Genomic DNA, 14,153 nt, shown 5'->3' on the forward strand with positions numbered 1-14,153 from the left:
CAACGTTCCGGTTGCCCTTCGCTCCGCGACCGTCCAAGAATGCTGCATCTGCGAAGGGACCGTTTACGGGTCTTACCGCGTCGCTACTTGAGGACACCCGACCATGGCCGAATTCCAAAAAATCCTCATCGCCAACCGGGGCGAGATCGCCATCCGCGTGATGCGCGCCGCCAACGAGTTGGGCAAGCGCACGGTTGCCGTCTATGCCGAAGAGGACAAGCTGTCGCTGCACCGTTTCAAAGCGGATGAAGCCTACAAGATCGGCGAAGGTCTGGGTCCCGTGGCCGCCTACCTGAGCATCGAGGAGATCATCCGGGTCGCCAAGCAATGCGGCGCCGATGCGATCCATCCGGGTTATGGCCTGCTGTCGGAGAACCCCGATTTCGTCGATGCCTGCACCGAGGCTGGCATCACGTTCATCGGCCCCAAGGCCAAGACCATGCGCCAGTTGGGCGACAAGGCCTCCGCGCGGCGCGTGGCGATCGAGGCGGGCGTGCCGGTCATCCCCGCAACAGAAGTGCTTGGCGATGACATGGCCGCGATCAAGAAAGAAGCGGCCGAGGTCGGCTATCCCCTGATGCTGAAGGCCTCTTGGGGCGGTGGCGGGCGCGGCATGCGGCCGATCGCCTCCGAGGATGAGTTGGAGGAAAAGGTGCTGGAAGGCCGTCGCGAAGCCGAAGCGGCGTTTGGGAACGGCGAAGGCTATCTCGAGAAGATGATCATCCGCGCCCGCCACGTGGAGGTGCAGATCCTCGGTGACAGCCACGGCAATATCTATCACCTCTATGAGCGCGACTGCTCCGTCCAGCGCCGCAACCAAAAGGTCGTGGAACGCGCCCCCGCCCCCTACCTAACGGACATGCAACGCAACGAGATCTGCCTTCTGGGCAAGAAGATCTGCGAACATGTGAACTATGAATGCGCCGGAACCGTCGAGTTCCTGATGGATATGGACAGCGGCGAATTCTACTTCATCGAAGTGAACCCCCGCGTGCAGGTGGAACATACCGTCACCGAAGAAGTGACCGGCATCGACATCGTCCGCGCGCAGATTCTGATCGCAGAGGGCAAGATGCTGGCAGCCGCCACCGGGGTCGCGTCCCAGTATGACGTGAAGCTCGACGGTCACGCGATCCAGTGCCGGATCACGACCGAAGATCCCGCCAACAATTTCATCCCCGACTATGGCCGCATCACCGCTTATCGCGGGGCCACGGGCATGGGCATTCGCCTCGATGGTGGCACTGCCTATTCCGGCGCGGTGATCACGCGTTATTACGACAGCCTGCTGGAGAAAGTGACCGCCTGGGCCCCTACGCCAGACGCCGCCATCGCACGGATGGACCGCGCGCTGCGCGAATTCCGCATCCGGGGCGTGTCGACCAACATCGCCTTCGTGGAAAACCTGCTGAAGCACCCGACTTTCCTGAACTACCAGTACCACACCAAGTTCATTGACGAGACGCCGGAGCTGTTCGACTTCCGCCCCCGCCGCGACCGCGCGACGAAGATCCTGACCTACGTGGCGGACATCACCGTGAACGGCCACCCGGAAACCCAAGGCCGCCCGAAGCCTGCCGCCGACCTCAAACCCGCGCGCGCGCCACGTGTCCCCGTGGAAGCCCCTCCCCCCGGCACCCGCAACCTGCTCGATGACAAGGGGCCAGAGGCCGTCGCCAAGTGGATGAAGGACCAGAAACACCTTCTGATCACCGACACCACCATGCGCGACGGCCACCAGTCTTTGCTGGCCACGCGGATGCGGTCCCTCGACATGATCAAGGTCGCGCCCGCCTACGCCCACAACCTCTCCGGTCTGTTCAGCGTCGAATGCTGGGGCGGGGCCACCTTTGACGTCGCCTATCGCTTCTTGCAGGAATGCCCTTGGCAGCGCCTGCGCGACATCCGCAAGGCGATGCCCAACATCATGACGCAGATGCTTCTGCGCGCCTCAAACGGCGTGGGCTACACCAACTACCCCGACAACGTGGTGCAAGGCTTCGTCAAACAGGCGGCCGAGTCCGGCGTCGACGTCTTCCGCGTGTTCGACAGCCTAAACTGGGTCGAGAACATGCGCGTTGCCATGGATGCCGTGGGCGAGACCGGCAAGATCGTGGAGGGCACGATCTGCTACACCGGCAACATCCTCGACCCTGCCCGCGCCAAGTATGACGTGAAATACTACGTTGATATGGCCAAAGAATTGGAGAAGGCCGGCGCCCACGTTCTGGGCCTCAAGGACATGGCGGGGCTCTTGCGACCGGCAGCCGCAGAGGTGCTGATCCCGGCCCTGAAAGACGCCGTGGACCTACCCATCCACTTCCACACCCACGACACGGCGGGCGTGGCGGCGGGCACCATCCTGACGGCCTCCGAGCACGGCGTGGATGCCGTTGATTGCGCCATGGATGCACTGTCGGGCAACACGTCCCAAGCCACCCTCGGCACGATCGTGGAAGGCCTGCGCTTCACCGAGCGTGATACCGGCCTTGATATCGGTGCGATCCGCCAGATCAGTGATTATTGGGAGGCCGTGCGCGCCCATTATGCCGCCTTCGAGAGCGGCATGCAGGCCCCCGCCTCTGAGGTCTACCTGCACGAGATGCCCGGCGGCCAGTTCACCAACCTCAAGGCCCAGGCGCGGTCGATGGGGCTGGAAGAGCGCTGGCACGAAGTGGCGCAGATGTACGCCGACGTGAACCAGATGTTCGGCGATATCGTGAAGGTCACACCGTCGTCCAAGGTCGTGGGCGACATGGCGCTGATGATGGTATCCCAAGGGCTGACCCGCGAACAGGTCGAAGACCCCGCCACAGACGTGTCCTTCCCCGACAGCGTGATCGGGATGCTCAAGGGTGATCTGGGCCAGCCGCCCAATGGCTTCCCCAAGGCCATCGTCAAGAAGGCACTCAAGGGCGAAAAACCCAATCTGGAGCGTCCCGGCAAGCATCTGGAGCCCGTCGATATCGAGGCTACCCGCGCCGATCTGGCCAAGCAACTGGATGTGGAAATCGACGACGAAGACCTCAACGGCTACCTGATGTATCCCAAGGTCTTCGCCGACTACGCCACCCGCCATGCAGACTATGGCCCCGTGCGTGCCCTACCCACGAAGACGTTCTTCTACGGCATGGACCAAGGAGAAGAGATCGAGGCCGAGATCGACCCCGGCGTGACGTTGGAAATCCGGCTGGTCGCCATGGGCGAGACCAATGAAGAGGGCGAAGTCCGTGTGTTCTTCGAACTCAACGGCCAGCCCCGCACCGTCCGGGTGCCCAACCGCCTTGCGTCGGCGGCGACCGCGAAACGCCCCAAGGCCGAACTTGGCAACCCCAACCACATCGGCGCGCCAATGCCCGGTGTCGTGGCCAGCGTGGGCGTCCAGGCGGGTCAGGAGATCAAGGCAGGCACGCTTTTGCTGACCATCGAGGCGATGAAAATGGAAACCGGCATCCACGCCGACCGCGACGCGGTGGTCAAGGCGGTGCATGTGACGCCGGGCGGGCAGATCGACGCAAAGGATTTACTGGTCGAGTTGGCGTGAATGCGCTTCGCGCGGCGGCGCCTCCTCGCTGCGCTCCTCGCAGTGGCCCCGACCGGGGCCATTGCCCAGGTCACCGACCGCGCGCTTGGCTGCCAGACCTCTCCCCTGTGCGTCCTCGGGTATGACCCCGCATCGGCGCAAGAAAGCTTCGCCACGCTTGCGCGCCATACCTTTGCGGAAGATGGCACAGGTCCAGACCGCCTTGGCGTCTTGGTCGTGCTTCCGCCCGGGCTGGCCCAAGACTGCCCCGGCGGTACGATAGAGCCAATGCGCGGCATCCGTGCCCTCGGCGATGGCCGATACGAGGGCTGAGTGGTGCCCAATTCCATGTCCTTCCACGGCCACTTGTTCGGAGAGACGTCCACGTTCACCGCTGATCAGGTCTGGGATTGGACGCTGCCCGCGTTGGAAGACGGCGGTCGCCTCTTCGGCGCGTATCGCTTGCGCTGGACATCCACGCATCGCTCGGTCGATGGTGGGTCGATCATGATCCGGCTGATGCCGTCCCGCCTTTCCGCCGACTGGAACTAGACCATGCTTCGTACGCTTGCCATCCTGCTCCTGCTTTCCTCGCCCGCCGTCGCCCAGAAGGTCGAACCGATCATCGACACGGTGCCCATCCCCGCCGAAGACCTCGTCCCCGACGATGTTCCCGGGCTGGAATTCTTCCCTGCCGGTGACGTCACCATGAACGCTGCCATTGCCGAGGCGCAGCGCACCCTGCCGCTGTTCCTGTCCCACGTGCTGGATCCAATCGGCGTCGCCCGTGGGGGCTCGATCAAGGTGTCGTTCCAGACGTTCCCCACCGACCAAGGCGACGAAATCATCTGGGTCACAGACTTTCGTCGCCTGCCCGATGGCAGCTTCACAGGGCGGCTCAACAACCAACCATTCCACCTGGGCGATTGGCAGCGGGGCGATATCGTCAGCTTTCCCGCGTCGGCCATTCAGGACTGCAGCTTGCCCGCCCCCAATGGCCTTTTCGGGAATTACACCAACCGCGTGATTGCCGCACAGCCGGGCAACGGGCACATCTTCAACAGCCTCGCCACCCGCGTTCTGCCGCCTGAATGGGAATAGGATGGGACTTGTCCCGTCACCTGGCTTGCGGCACCCTCCCCCAATGGAAGAGAATTTCGACAAAGCACTGATCTTCACCGATCTGCATATCATGCCGGAAGGTGAGACGATCATCGGCCTTGACCCCCTTGCCCGGTTCCAGGAGGGCTTGGCCCATGCCCTGTTACGCCACCCGGACGCCCAACATGTCATCCTTCTGGGCGATCTGACCCACTCCGGCGCGCCCGAGGCATATGCGCGCCTCGCCCCGGTGTTGGTCGATTGCCCGATCCCCGTGACCGTGACGATGGGCAACCATGACCTGCGCGCACCGCTTGGCGCCGCCTTTCCCGGCGCGCTGAACGCCGATGGCTTCGCCCAGACGGCGCTGGACCTTGGGCCGCTCCGGTTGCTGATCCTCGACACCCATGATTACGACGACCAGGCGCCGCTGGCCCACGACGGCTGGCTGTGTGACACCCGTTTGGCATGGCTCGATACGGAGCTGGCTCGGGCGGCGGGGGACGGCCGCGATGTGGTTGTCTTCGCTCACCATCCGCCCTGCCCCGTGGGCTTTTGGGCGATGGATGCGATCGGGCTGGCCAACTCGGGGGCGCTGCTGACGCGCTTGCACGGGGCACCCCACGTCCGTCACCTGATCTGCGGCCATATCCACCGCACGATTCACGCCAGCGCCGCCAACCCGAAGGGCGGCGCACTGCCTGTCAGCATTCTCAAGAGCCCCTGCCACCAGATCCCGATGATTTTGGGCCAAGGCACCTTTGCCGATAGCGTCGATGAACCCGGCGCCTATGGCATCCTCCTGGCCATGAAGGACACGGTCGTGGTCCATACCGAGGATTTCGCGCTCTCGGATGGCGCCGTGCAAACCTATTGACCGCGCGGCATTGGCGCAGCACAAAAACAGGACCAAAAAAGGCCCATTTCCCTCTTGCGCGCTCGCGTCAGTCTTTATAGATAGCGCACACACTGAAGTGAGCGGGTGTAGCTCAGGGGTAGAGCATAACCTTGCCAAGGTTAGGGTCGGGCGTTCGAATCGCCTCACCCGCTCCATTTAAAAAACGGCCCGGACAGTTCGTTGTCCGGGCCGTTTTTCTTTATTCAGATCAAGACTTTGTCGGTTACTCGAACATCAGGTCCGCCATCGGCGTGCCAAGATAAAACACCTTGTAGACGCCCGGCGCGGCGTTGCCCGCGAAATAGAACCGGATCGATTGCGACCGTGGCAGACTGCCCGGATCCCACGATGAGGAGTACGAATAGCTGTCCTGCAAGCTGTTGTTGGGCACCGTGCCGATCAGGTGCAATGGCGCATTGTCCGGCCCCACCAGCGTGAAATCGGTGATGTTGAAGAAGAACGAGTTGTCCCCGTCAATGTCGTTGGCCACCATCGGCTGCACCGACACATCAAGTTGCAAAATGGACCCCAGCGTCGCGGCCAGGCGCCCCGTGATGTCTTGGCGGCCAGAGGTTTCGCGGATAGCCACCTCGTCCACCTCTGTCAGGGCCAGAACGTTGACTTCCAGCAGGCTCGCCGGGTCGATCAGCTCGGTCACTTCCGCCTCAAGCGAGATTTCCTGGCTGTAGTCGGTGTCCTGAAAGACCAATGTGCCGCTGGTGATCGTTTCCGGCACAAGGAACACCGCGTTAAGGTAGGCCTGCTCGGTCTCATCTGGCCAATCACGCGGGCGGCGCGCGGTCAGGGACGTGCCTGACAGTTGGAATTCACCAACGGCGGCCATCCGGCCGACCATCTGGCGCGGCTCTGCGTCGCCGGGCAATTGCAGCCCGATGTCCGAGAACGACACGTTGACCCGGTCGATCTCCTCCGTCCAGGCCACGTCATAAATGGCGCGCACATAAACGAAATGGTGTCCGGGTTGATGCAAAACCACGGGGGCGCAACAGGCCACGCCGCCGTCGGCATCGGATTCGGTCAGTTCCGCGTAGCGCTCGATCGCGATGCTCGACAACGTAATCGGCACGCTCTCCACCTCTTGCGCTGTGACAAACGTTGCGCTTGCAAGGGCGAAAACTGCCCCGGTAATGAAGGGTTTCAATACACGCATGACATCTCCTAATGAATTGATTCAAGTTTGATTTGCGTACTTTGCAGTAGAATCATCAGACCACAAAGACCGGATTTCCCGCCCCCGTTTTGAAGCTGGCACGGCATGCGCGCACCGTCGCCCGGCGCGTCCTTTCCCTGCCCCCCGCAAGCCCGCAAAAAATCCATGCACCTGACAAGGGAGCCTGCGGTGCGCCGCGCCCAGATCCAAATGAATATCCTCCGAAACAGAGGTGTTCGTCGATTTCTCTCGAAATCATAGGCCCCGCGACCGACCGCGAATTGACGCCCGTCAAAGCGCCCCGTCGCGCCATGTGAACGTAGTGCGTGGGACGGGCCTCCTGAAAGACCGGCGAGATACGCAATGGCCTCGGCATCGCCTTCGCTTGGATATCGTATCGGGGAGTCGGGACGGCGCTGGCACCAATGCTCGATGCAACAAGGCCTTTGAACTGGAATTGCCATGACCAACCTAACCCATGACATCGCCCCGCGCCCTCAGTCCCCTGATTGGGTTTGGTATGCGGCGGTCCCCGTCGTCGCTATCCTGGGATGGGTCGCCTACGGGCAACTGATCCCGCTTTCGGAATGGATCACCGCCCTCTTCCCCGTGGCACGCGACAGCCACACCGGCGAGGCGATCGCGTTCTTTGTGTATGACGTGCCGAAGGTCCTTCTGCTTCTGACCGGCATCGTCTTCGTGACCGGCGTGCTGCGCAGCTGGTTCAGCCCCGAGAAGACCCGAGCCATCCTTGCGGGCAAACGCCAGATCCTGGGCTACCCCCTGGCCGCGTTGCTGGGGGTGCTGACGCCCTTCTGCTCTTGTTCTTCGGTGCCGCTCTTCATTGGCTTTGTCTCGGCAGGTGTGCCGCTTGGCGTGACGTTTTCCTTCCTGATCGCGGGCCCGATGGTGGGCCCTGTCGGGCTGGGGCTGCTATACGGTCTGGTGGGGCGGCAGATCGCCACGATCTACCTTGTTTTCGGCTTCTCGATCGCCACCGTCGCGGGATACGTGATGGGCAAGATGGGGCTTGAACGCTACTTGCAGGACTGGGTGCGTGAGTTGAACGCAGGCCCCGTGGGCGAGTTGCCCGAGGAACATTTGACCTTCGTCGACCGGTTGAAGACCGGTGCCGAGCAAGTGCGCGAAATCGTGGGCAAGGTCTGGATCTGGGTTCTGGTCGGAATCGCCATCGGCGCCCTGATCCACGGCTATGTGCCCGAAGCAATGATGCTGCAAATTATGGGCGGTGAGGCGTGGTGGTAGGTCCCGGCAGCGGTTGTTGTGGGCGTGCCAATGTACACCAACGCGGCAGGCGTCATTCCCATTGTCGAGGCACTTCTGGACAAGGGCGCGGCCCTTGGCACGACGCTTGCCTTCATGATGTCCGTAATTGCCCTGTCGCTGCCCGAAATGATCATTCTCAAGCAGCTGCTGACACTGCGGCTGATCGCGATCTTCATCGCGGTGGTCGCGGCGGGGATCCTCGCTACCGGCTATCTGTTCAACGCACTCCTCTGAAAGGACACAGGATGAAAACCGTCAAGCTCTATGACCCCGGCTGCAAGCGCTGCGATGCCACCGAGGCACTGGTGCGCGAGGCCGCTTCGAGACTGGGCATCGACGTCGAGGTCGAAAAGATCTCGGACGCGAAATCCATCGCCATGGCTGGCGTCATGTCGACACCGGGCGTCGCGGTCGATGGCAAGCTCGTCCACGCAGGCGGCCTTCCCGACGCCGCCAAGCTGGATCAATGGCTTACCACCTGAAACGGGGGCATTGTAGCGCGCGGCGCATCCAATCCGCCCTTCCCTGCCTGCCGCCCGCACCCTATAAGCGCCGCCAAGGACAGGAGAGGCCCGATGCGCACAGCACAGATCACCCGCAAGACCGCCGAGACGGATATCTCTGTCGAGATCAATCTCGACGGCACCGGCAGCTACGACAATCAAACCGGTGTGGGGTTCTTCGACCATATGCTGGACCAGTTGGCGCGCCACGCTCTTATAGACATGACGGTGCGCTGCGCGGGTGATTTGCACATCGACGATCACCACACCGTGGAAGACGTGGGCATCGCGCTGGGTCAGGCGTTGACACAGGCTATGGGCGACAAGCGTGGCATCCGCCGCTACGGCGAATGCACCCTTCCGATGGACGACGCCCGCGTCGCCTGCGCGTTGGACCTTTCCGGGCGGCCCTATCTGGTGTGGGAGGTCGAGATGCCGACCGCCAAGATCGGCACTTTCGACACCGAACTGGTGCGCGAATTCTTCCAGGCCTTCGCCACCCACGGCGGGATCACCCTTCACCTGATCCAAGGCGCGGGCTTCAACAGCCACCATATCGCCGAGGCCGCCTTCAAGGCGGTGGCCCGTTCCTTGCGCGATGCGCTGGAGGTCGACCCCCGCAAGGCCGACGCGATCCCCTCGACAAAGGGCAGCCTCTGAAAGGCCGCTGGTGACACACTCGATTTCGGGAAAAATCCCCCCATGACGACGGTTCTGATCGACTATGACGCAGGCAATCTGCACTCGGCCGAGAAGGCGTTCCAACGCATGTCCATCGATGCCGGTGCGGGGGCGCTGATCGTTTCGTCCGATCCCGATGTGGTGACGCGCGCCGATCGTATCGTGCTGCCCGGCGACGGCGCGTTTCCCGCCTGCCGTCGCGGCCTTCAAGCCATCGATGGGTTGGAAGAGGCGCTTATTCAAGCCGTTGAGAAGGAAGGGAAACCCTTCCTCGGTATTTGCGTCGGCATGCAGATGATGACCACGTGGGGCCGCGAGTATGAGGACGTCGCGGGCTTTGACTGGATCCCCGGTGAGGTCACTCACATCGCGCCCTCGGATCCGGACCTGAAGGTGCCGCACATGGGCTGGAACGATCTGGTGATCGACCACCCGCATCCGGTCCTGAACGGTGTCACCTCTGGCGATCACGCCTATTTCGTGCACAGCTACGCCATGCACCCCACAGATAAAGGGCACCTCCTGGCCCATGTGGACTATGGCGGGAAGGTCACGGCCATTGTTGGCCGGGACAATATGGTCGGCATGCAGTTCCACCCCGAAAAAAGCCAATTCGCGGGCCTGCGCATGATCGCCAACTTCCTGCAATGGGCGCCGTAAACGGCCCCTACCTGCCTTTTCGAACAGGTCCGAAGGGCGACACCACAGGGCGTCATTCACGATAGATCGCGCTTTTCCCGTGCAACTTCGTCTCTGCGCGCGATACTTTTCACGCATCCGTGATTACCCAACTTCAGGCGCCACCCTTGATCCGTTTTTTCGTTGTCGTTCTCGCGCTTGTGGGCCTTTCGGCCTGTACCCCCACCACCACCACGATCTACCCCGAGAACTACACTGCCGCGAACTGCTTCAACGGCACCTATGCCTTTGATCTCGAATTGAATATTCCGCCCGCCTACGGACAAGTCATCGCGTTGACCCAACACTCCATTGACAGCGCAGGTCTGCGCACGGTCTGCCGTTTGGTTCCCGGACCCAACCCCACACCCTTCGGCCAAGGCTACCCGATCTACACTGGCGAGGTCGACAATGGCCGCGACGGCTTGTGCGTCAGCGCCCGCACCTCAGCGGGCGGCCATGTGCTGTCCTGCGCCTCGGCGGCCCAAGTCCGCCGCGCCATGAGCGCTGCCCCCGGCTCGCGCGCCTCGGCCATTCGCTTGTCGCGCTGGCAGCCCTACGGCAGCTGACCCACCGCACCATGGAAACGATAAAGGGCGGCTCGATCGGTCCGCCCTTTTTGCAAGCGGGCCAAGAGGTTACTGTATTCGTACCCAGTTCTGACGGGCGCAGATCAGGCCGCCCGCAACGCAGCCGCGCAGGGTCAACGCGTTGCCGCTCAGGCTCATGCGGCCGATGTAGACGCGATTGTTGGCAGGCCGCCAGACCGAGCCTTCGTAGGTGCCGTCGCCGTTCGGGACCATGTCGATCACGATCTGCCGCCCGATGTTCTCGGACTGGTACTCGCCCGAAGAATTGAAGGTCCTGCTGATCGTGCCGCAGACCGCACCGCCACAGGCCCCCAGCGTTACGTAGGCATAGGCCCCATCGTCGACCTCGGTTTGCCAAATGCCGTGGGACGCGTCCGCGAGGGCCGCGCCTGCCATGCCCAACGTCGCGATACAAGCAGCCAGTAGGGTCTTTTTCATATGATGATCCTCCCAAATCCTAGTGCTCGAAACCGTTGCGCGCGGCTGTTTCAAAGGCAAGCATGACGTGGCGGCGGCTGGGTCTTGCGCTGACGGGGGACATGGGGGAAAAGCCAGTGAAACTTGCCCATTTCAAGGACGCACGCCCATGATCCTCTACCCCGCCATTGACCTAAAGGACGGCAACGCCGTGCGGCTTTTGCGCGGAGAGATGTCCGAAGCGACCGTCTTCAACACAGACCCGGCGGCGCAGGCCCGCGCGTTCCAGGACGCGGGTTGCGAATGGCTGCATCTGGTTGACCTCAATGGCGCTTTCGCCGGGGAGCCGGTCAACGGCGCCGCCGTGGAGGCGATCCTGGCCGCGACCAGCGTGCCTACTCAATTAGGCGGCGGCATCCGCGACATGGCGACGATCGAGGGGTGGATCACCCGCGGCATCGCCCGCGTAATCCTGGGCACCGTGGCCGTCGAAAACCCCGACCTCGTGCGCGCCGCAGCCCGCGAATTCCCGGGCCAGGTCGCCGTCGGCATCGATGCCCGCAAGGGCCGCGTGGCCACCAAGGGGTGGGCGGAAGAGACCGACGTGATGGTCACCGACCTCGCACAGGCGTTTGAAGATGCAGGCGTGGCTGCCATCATTTACACCGACATCGACCGAGACGGCGCCATGGGCGGGCCGAACGTGGCGGCAACCGCAGGCCTCGCGCGCGCCACCTCGATCCCGGTGATCGCAAGCGGCGGGGTGTCGTCGCTGGCGGATCTGACGGCGCTGAAGGACACGGGCGTGATCGCCGGGGCGATCTCGGGGCGCGCGCTCTATGATGGCGCTTTGGATCTGGCCGAAGCGCTCAAAGCGCTGGCATGACAAGCGGCACGTTGGCGGCCTGTATAACGTCGGCGGCCTGTATCTCGTCGGAATGTTGGCCTTCCCCACTTACGGCATCCCCTTCGCATATTCCGCCTTTTGCCCGCGACAGCCGCGGCCCTGTGGCTGAGCGTGCCATTTCCCTTGATCGCCCAACGGGACGGCGGGTGGGGCGCATGCCGAAGGCCAGCGTCACCGCCGTCCCAAACCGACCCATTCAATGCGGCGCCACGTGATCAAACCACTGGTTTTCCCGACTGGCCTCTTCCCCGCGCCATGATATTGCAGTGTCACGTCGCCCCGCCCTTTCAGGAAGTTTGCCCCAAAGACCAGATGGATCCTTCTCGCCCTCTTCCTCCTTGGCCTCGGCCTGATCGTCGCTGGCCTTTGGCCCTGGTTCGTGGGGCTCAACGCGCGGTGGACGGCAGAACGTCATGGCTGCATCGTCAATGCTGCGGGCGCCCAGCCCTGCATCGTCGATGGGGTCGATGTCAGCCATTCCCTCGCGCGGCGCTTCAATGCGCCCTTCACGGTCATCTTCACCATCTGGTTCAGCTTCCTCGGCATCATCCTCGTCGTCATCGCGTTGGTCGGTGCCCTCATCTCGCTGTTCAGGCGCAAACGCGCCTGACGCGTCGGCTCTTCCCTGTCCGCCCGTTTCCGCCTAAACGCATCCCATGTTGAAAACCCGTATCATTCCCTGCCTCGACGTCGCCGAAGGTCGAACCGTTAAGGGCGTTAACTTTGTGGATCTCATCGACGCGGGCGACCCGGTCGAACAGGCCCGCGCCTACGACCTCGCGGGCGCGGATGAGCTTTGTTTCCTGGACATCAAGGCCACCCACGAGAACCGCGGCACGATGTATGATCTTGCCACCCGCACGGCTGAGCAGTGCTTCATGCCGCTCACCATTGGTGGCGGCGTGCGCACCGTGGACGACGTCCGAAATCTGTTGCTGGCAGGGGCCGACAAGGTCTCGTTCAACTCCGCCGCCGTGGCGGACCCGGACTGCGTGGCCCGCGCGGCGGACAAGTTTGGCTCCCAGTGCATTGTCGTGGCCATCGACGCCAAAACCGTCGTTCCAGAGGACAGCAAAAAGGGAATCCCCGGCAAGTGGGAGATCTTCACCCACGGCGGTCGCAAATCCACCGGCATCGACGCGGTGGAATTCGCCAAGACCGTCGTCGCAAAAGGCGCCGGAGAGATCCTGCTGACCTCCATGGACCGCGACGGCACCAAGTCGGGCTTCAACCTGGTCCTGACCCGCGCCGTCTCTGACGCCGTTCCCGTGCCCGTCATCGCCTCGGGCGGTGTGGGCACGCTGGATCACCTTGTCGAAGGCGTGACCGAAGGCGGCGCGTCCGCCGTGCTGGCCGCCTCCATCTTCCACTTCGGCACCTTCACCATCGGCGAGGCCAAGGCCCACATGGCCGCCGCCGGCATTCCCGTGAGGTTGACATGACCCCTCTCCAGCAGCTTGCCGAAACGATCCTAGACCGCAAGAGCGCGGACCCCGACACCTCGTGGACCGCCAAGTTGCTGTCCAAAGGCCCCGAGAAATGTGCCGAGAAATTCGGGGAAGAAGCCGTTGAAGCGATCATCGAGGCCGTCAAAGGCGACCGCGATAAGCTGACCTCCGAGGCCGCCGATGCCCTCTACCACCTTCTCGTCATGTGCGCTGCGCGTGACGTGAGCCTTGCGGATATCGAGGCCGAATTGGCCCGCCGCCACGGCACATCCGGCCTGGCCGAGAAGGCCGCACGCGACACCTAGATTGGCGCACGGAAAAGTGCGCCCGAAGGCAATTATGTGCGCGCAGCTGCAACAACAGAAAACCTACAGGGTCTTGCACCCCAGCCTTACAGTTTCGAGCTAATGATCCCGGTGTTGAACCCACCCATCCGCAGCTCTCCGAACAACCGCTGATACTCGATCTTGGGACACCGATCCTGAATAACCGTCAGCCCCTCGGCCTCGGCCTTTGCGGCGGCCTCCGCATGGGTCACCCCGATTTGCATCCAGATCACAGAGGGGCGCACCGGCATCGCAAGGGCCGCATCGACGATGTCAGGCACATGCTCGGGCCGGCGGAAAATGTCGATGACATCCACTTGCCCCGCCTCCGTCAGGTCCGCCACAACCGTCCCGCCAAACAGTCGCGTGCCCGCATGCATGGGGTTCACCGACACGATGCGAAACCCTTTCAGTTGCAGGTAGCGCGCCACGTAATGGCTGGGACGCACGGGGTTCGGAGAGACGCCCACGCAAGCGAAACTCTTGGAGGAGCGTAACACGCGGCGTAGCAGATCATCGGAAGGTGTCACTGTCATGCCCCTGCCATATCAGACAAAAAAGGCGCCCGCAGCGGCTTTTTGACCGGCGGGCGCAAGTTCGGAACGAGGGACAGTAATGGGCTC

At 62.9% G+C, this 14,153-nt stretch carries 16 protein-coding genes, 1 tRNA gene and 1 pseudogene; 15 read left to right on the plus strand and 3 right to left on the minus strand.

Going from position 1 to position 14,153, the window contains the following annotated elements; translation table 11 throughout:
* The first annotated feature begins 103 nt into the window (after nucleotides 1-103).
* From KUL25_RS07675 to KUL25_RS07700, 6 genes are all read left to right on the plus strand, one after another.
* The gene (locus KUL25_RS07675) at nucleotides 104-3,544 is read left to right on the plus strand and encodes a pyruvate carboxylase (RefSeq protein ID WP_257892412.1); all 3,441 of its coding nucleotides are present in this window, start codon (nucleotides 104-106) and stop codon (nucleotides 3,542-3,544) included.
* A gap of 42 nt (nucleotides 3,545-3,586) precedes the next feature.
* Complete coding sequence (locus KUL25_RS07680) at nucleotides 3,587-3,856, plus strand: hypothetical protein (protein ID WP_257892413.1); 270 nt, start codon at nucleotides 3,587-3,589, stop codon at nucleotides 3,854-3,856.
* Between the two features lie 3 nt (nucleotides 3,857-3,859).
* Nucleotides 3,860-4,075 (plus strand): hypothetical protein, encoded by a 216-nt coding sequence (locus tag KUL25_RS07685; protein WP_257892414.1) that lies wholly within the window; start codon nucleotides 3,860-3,862, stop codon nucleotides 4,073-4,075.
* A 3-nt stretch (nucleotides 4,076-4,078) separates the two neighbouring features.
* Nucleotides 4,079-4,624: a DUF2314 domain-containing protein gene (locus KUL25_RS07690; protein WP_257892415.1), complete on the plus strand. Its 546-nt coding sequence runs from the start codon at nucleotides 4,079-4,081 to the stop codon at nucleotides 4,622-4,624.
* Between the two features lie 43 nt (nucleotides 4,625-4,667).
* Entirely contained in the window at nucleotides 4,668-5,501 is an 834-nt protein-coding gene (locus KUL25_RS07695) for a metallophosphoesterase (protein WP_257892416.1), read from the plus strand.
* Between the two features lie 101 nt (nucleotides 5,502-5,602).
* Nucleotides 5,603-5,677 (plus strand) — tRNA-Gly (locus KUL25_RS07700).
* A gap of 68 nt (nucleotides 5,678-5,745) precedes the next feature.
* Here KUL25_RS07700 and KUL25_RS07705 read toward each other — a convergent pair.
* Nucleotides 5,746-6,693 (minus strand): hypothetical protein, encoded by a 948-nt coding sequence (locus tag KUL25_RS07705; protein ID WP_257892417.1) that lies wholly within the window; start codon nucleotides 6,691-6,693, stop codon nucleotides 5,746-5,748.
* 462 nt (nucleotides 6,694-7,155) lie between these two features.
* Here KUL25_RS07705 and KUL25_RS07710 point away from each other — a divergent pair.
* The 5 genes and pseudogenes from KUL25_RS07710 (at nucleotide 7,156) to KUL25_RS07730 (ending at nucleotide 10,411) form a co-directional block, all read left to right on the plus strand.
* Nucleotides 7,156-8,214 (plus strand): annotated as a pseudogene (locus KUL25_RS07710) (permease).
* Between the two features lie 11 nt (nucleotides 8,215-8,225).
* A complete protein-coding gene (locus KUL25_RS07715; RefSeq protein ID WP_257892418.1) occupies nucleotides 8,226-8,462 on the plus strand; it encodes a thioredoxin family protein in 237 nt (78 codons plus the stop codon).
* A 93-nt stretch (nucleotides 8,463-8,555) separates the two neighbouring features.
* Nucleotides 8,556-9,143: an imidazoleglycerol-phosphate dehydratase HisB gene (hisB, locus tag KUL25_RS07720; protein ID WP_257892419.1), complete on the plus strand. Its 588-nt coding sequence runs from the start codon at nucleotides 8,556-8,558 to the stop codon at nucleotides 9,141-9,143.
* Between the two features lie 42 nt (nucleotides 9,144-9,185).
* Nucleotides 9,186-9,824, plus strand: coding sequence for an imidazole glycerol phosphate synthase subunit HisH (gene hisH, locus KUL25_RS07725; RefSeq protein ID WP_257892420.1), 639 nt, complete (start codon nucleotides 9,186-9,188; stop codon nucleotides 9,822-9,824).
* Between the two features lie 146 nt (nucleotides 9,825-9,970).
* On the plus strand, nucleotides 9,971-10,411 hold the full coding sequence (locus KUL25_RS07730) for a hypothetical protein (RefSeq protein WP_257892421.1): 441 nt from the start codon (nucleotides 9,971-9,973) through the stop codon (nucleotides 10,409-10,411).
* Nucleotides 10,412-10,480: 69 nt separating this feature from the next.
* Here KUL25_RS07730 and KUL25_RS07735 read toward each other — a convergent pair whose 3' ends face one another.
* Entirely contained in the window at nucleotides 10,481-10,870 is a 390-nt protein-coding gene (locus KUL25_RS07735; protein WP_257892422.1) for a DUF2147 domain-containing protein, read from the minus strand.
* Nucleotides 10,871-11,018: 148 nt separating this feature from the next.
* Between KUL25_RS07735 and hisA the strand changes: the two genes are divergently transcribed.
* From hisA to KUL25_RS07755, 4 genes are all read left to right on the plus strand, one after another.
* The gene (gene hisA / locus KUL25_RS07740) at nucleotides 11,019-11,735 is read left to right on the plus strand and encodes a 1-(5-phosphoribosyl)-5-[(5-phosphoribosylamino)methylideneamino]imidazole-4-carboxamide isomerase (RefSeq protein ID WP_257892423.1); all 717 of its coding nucleotides are present in this window, start codon (nucleotides 11,019-11,021) and stop codon (nucleotides 11,733-11,735) included.
* Nucleotides 11,736-12,135: 400 nt separating this feature from the next.
* Nucleotides 12,136-12,366 carry a hypothetical protein gene (locus KUL25_RS07745; protein WP_257892424.1) on the plus strand — a complete coding sequence of 77 codons (231 nt, stop codon included), beginning with the start codon at nucleotides 12,136-12,138 and terminating at the stop codon, nucleotides 12,364-12,366.
* A gap of 46 nt (nucleotides 12,367-12,412) precedes the next feature.
* Nucleotides 12,413-13,198 (plus strand): imidazole glycerol phosphate synthase subunit HisF, encoded by a 786-nt coding sequence (gene hisF / locus KUL25_RS07750; protein WP_257892425.1) that lies wholly within the window; start codon nucleotides 12,413-12,415, stop codon nucleotides 13,196-13,198.
* Nucleotides 13,195-13,509: a phosphoribosyl-ATP diphosphatase gene (locus KUL25_RS07755; protein WP_257892426.1), complete on the plus strand. Its 315-nt coding sequence runs from the start codon at nucleotides 13,195-13,197 to the stop codon at nucleotides 13,507-13,509. Before hisF ends, KUL25_RS07755 begins: the two co-directional genes overlap by 4 nt.
* A gap of 86 nt (nucleotides 13,510-13,595) precedes the next feature.
* Here KUL25_RS07755 and KUL25_RS07760 read toward each other — a convergent pair whose 3' ends face one another.
* Nucleotides 13,596-14,066 carry a CoA-binding protein gene (locus KUL25_RS07760; protein WP_257892427.1) on the minus strand — a complete coding sequence of 157 codons (471 nt, stop codon included), beginning with the start codon at nucleotides 14,064-14,066 and terminating at the stop codon, nucleotides 13,596-13,598.
* Between the last annotated feature and the right edge of the window lie 87 nt (nucleotides 14,067-14,153).

Origin of the sequence: Gymnodinialimonas phycosphaerae (genome assembly GCF_019195455.1) — a bacterium.
Classification (GTDB): Bacteria; Pseudomonadota; Alphaproteobacteria; order Rhodobacterales; family Rhodobacteraceae; genus Gymnodinialimonas; species Gymnodinialimonas phycosphaerae.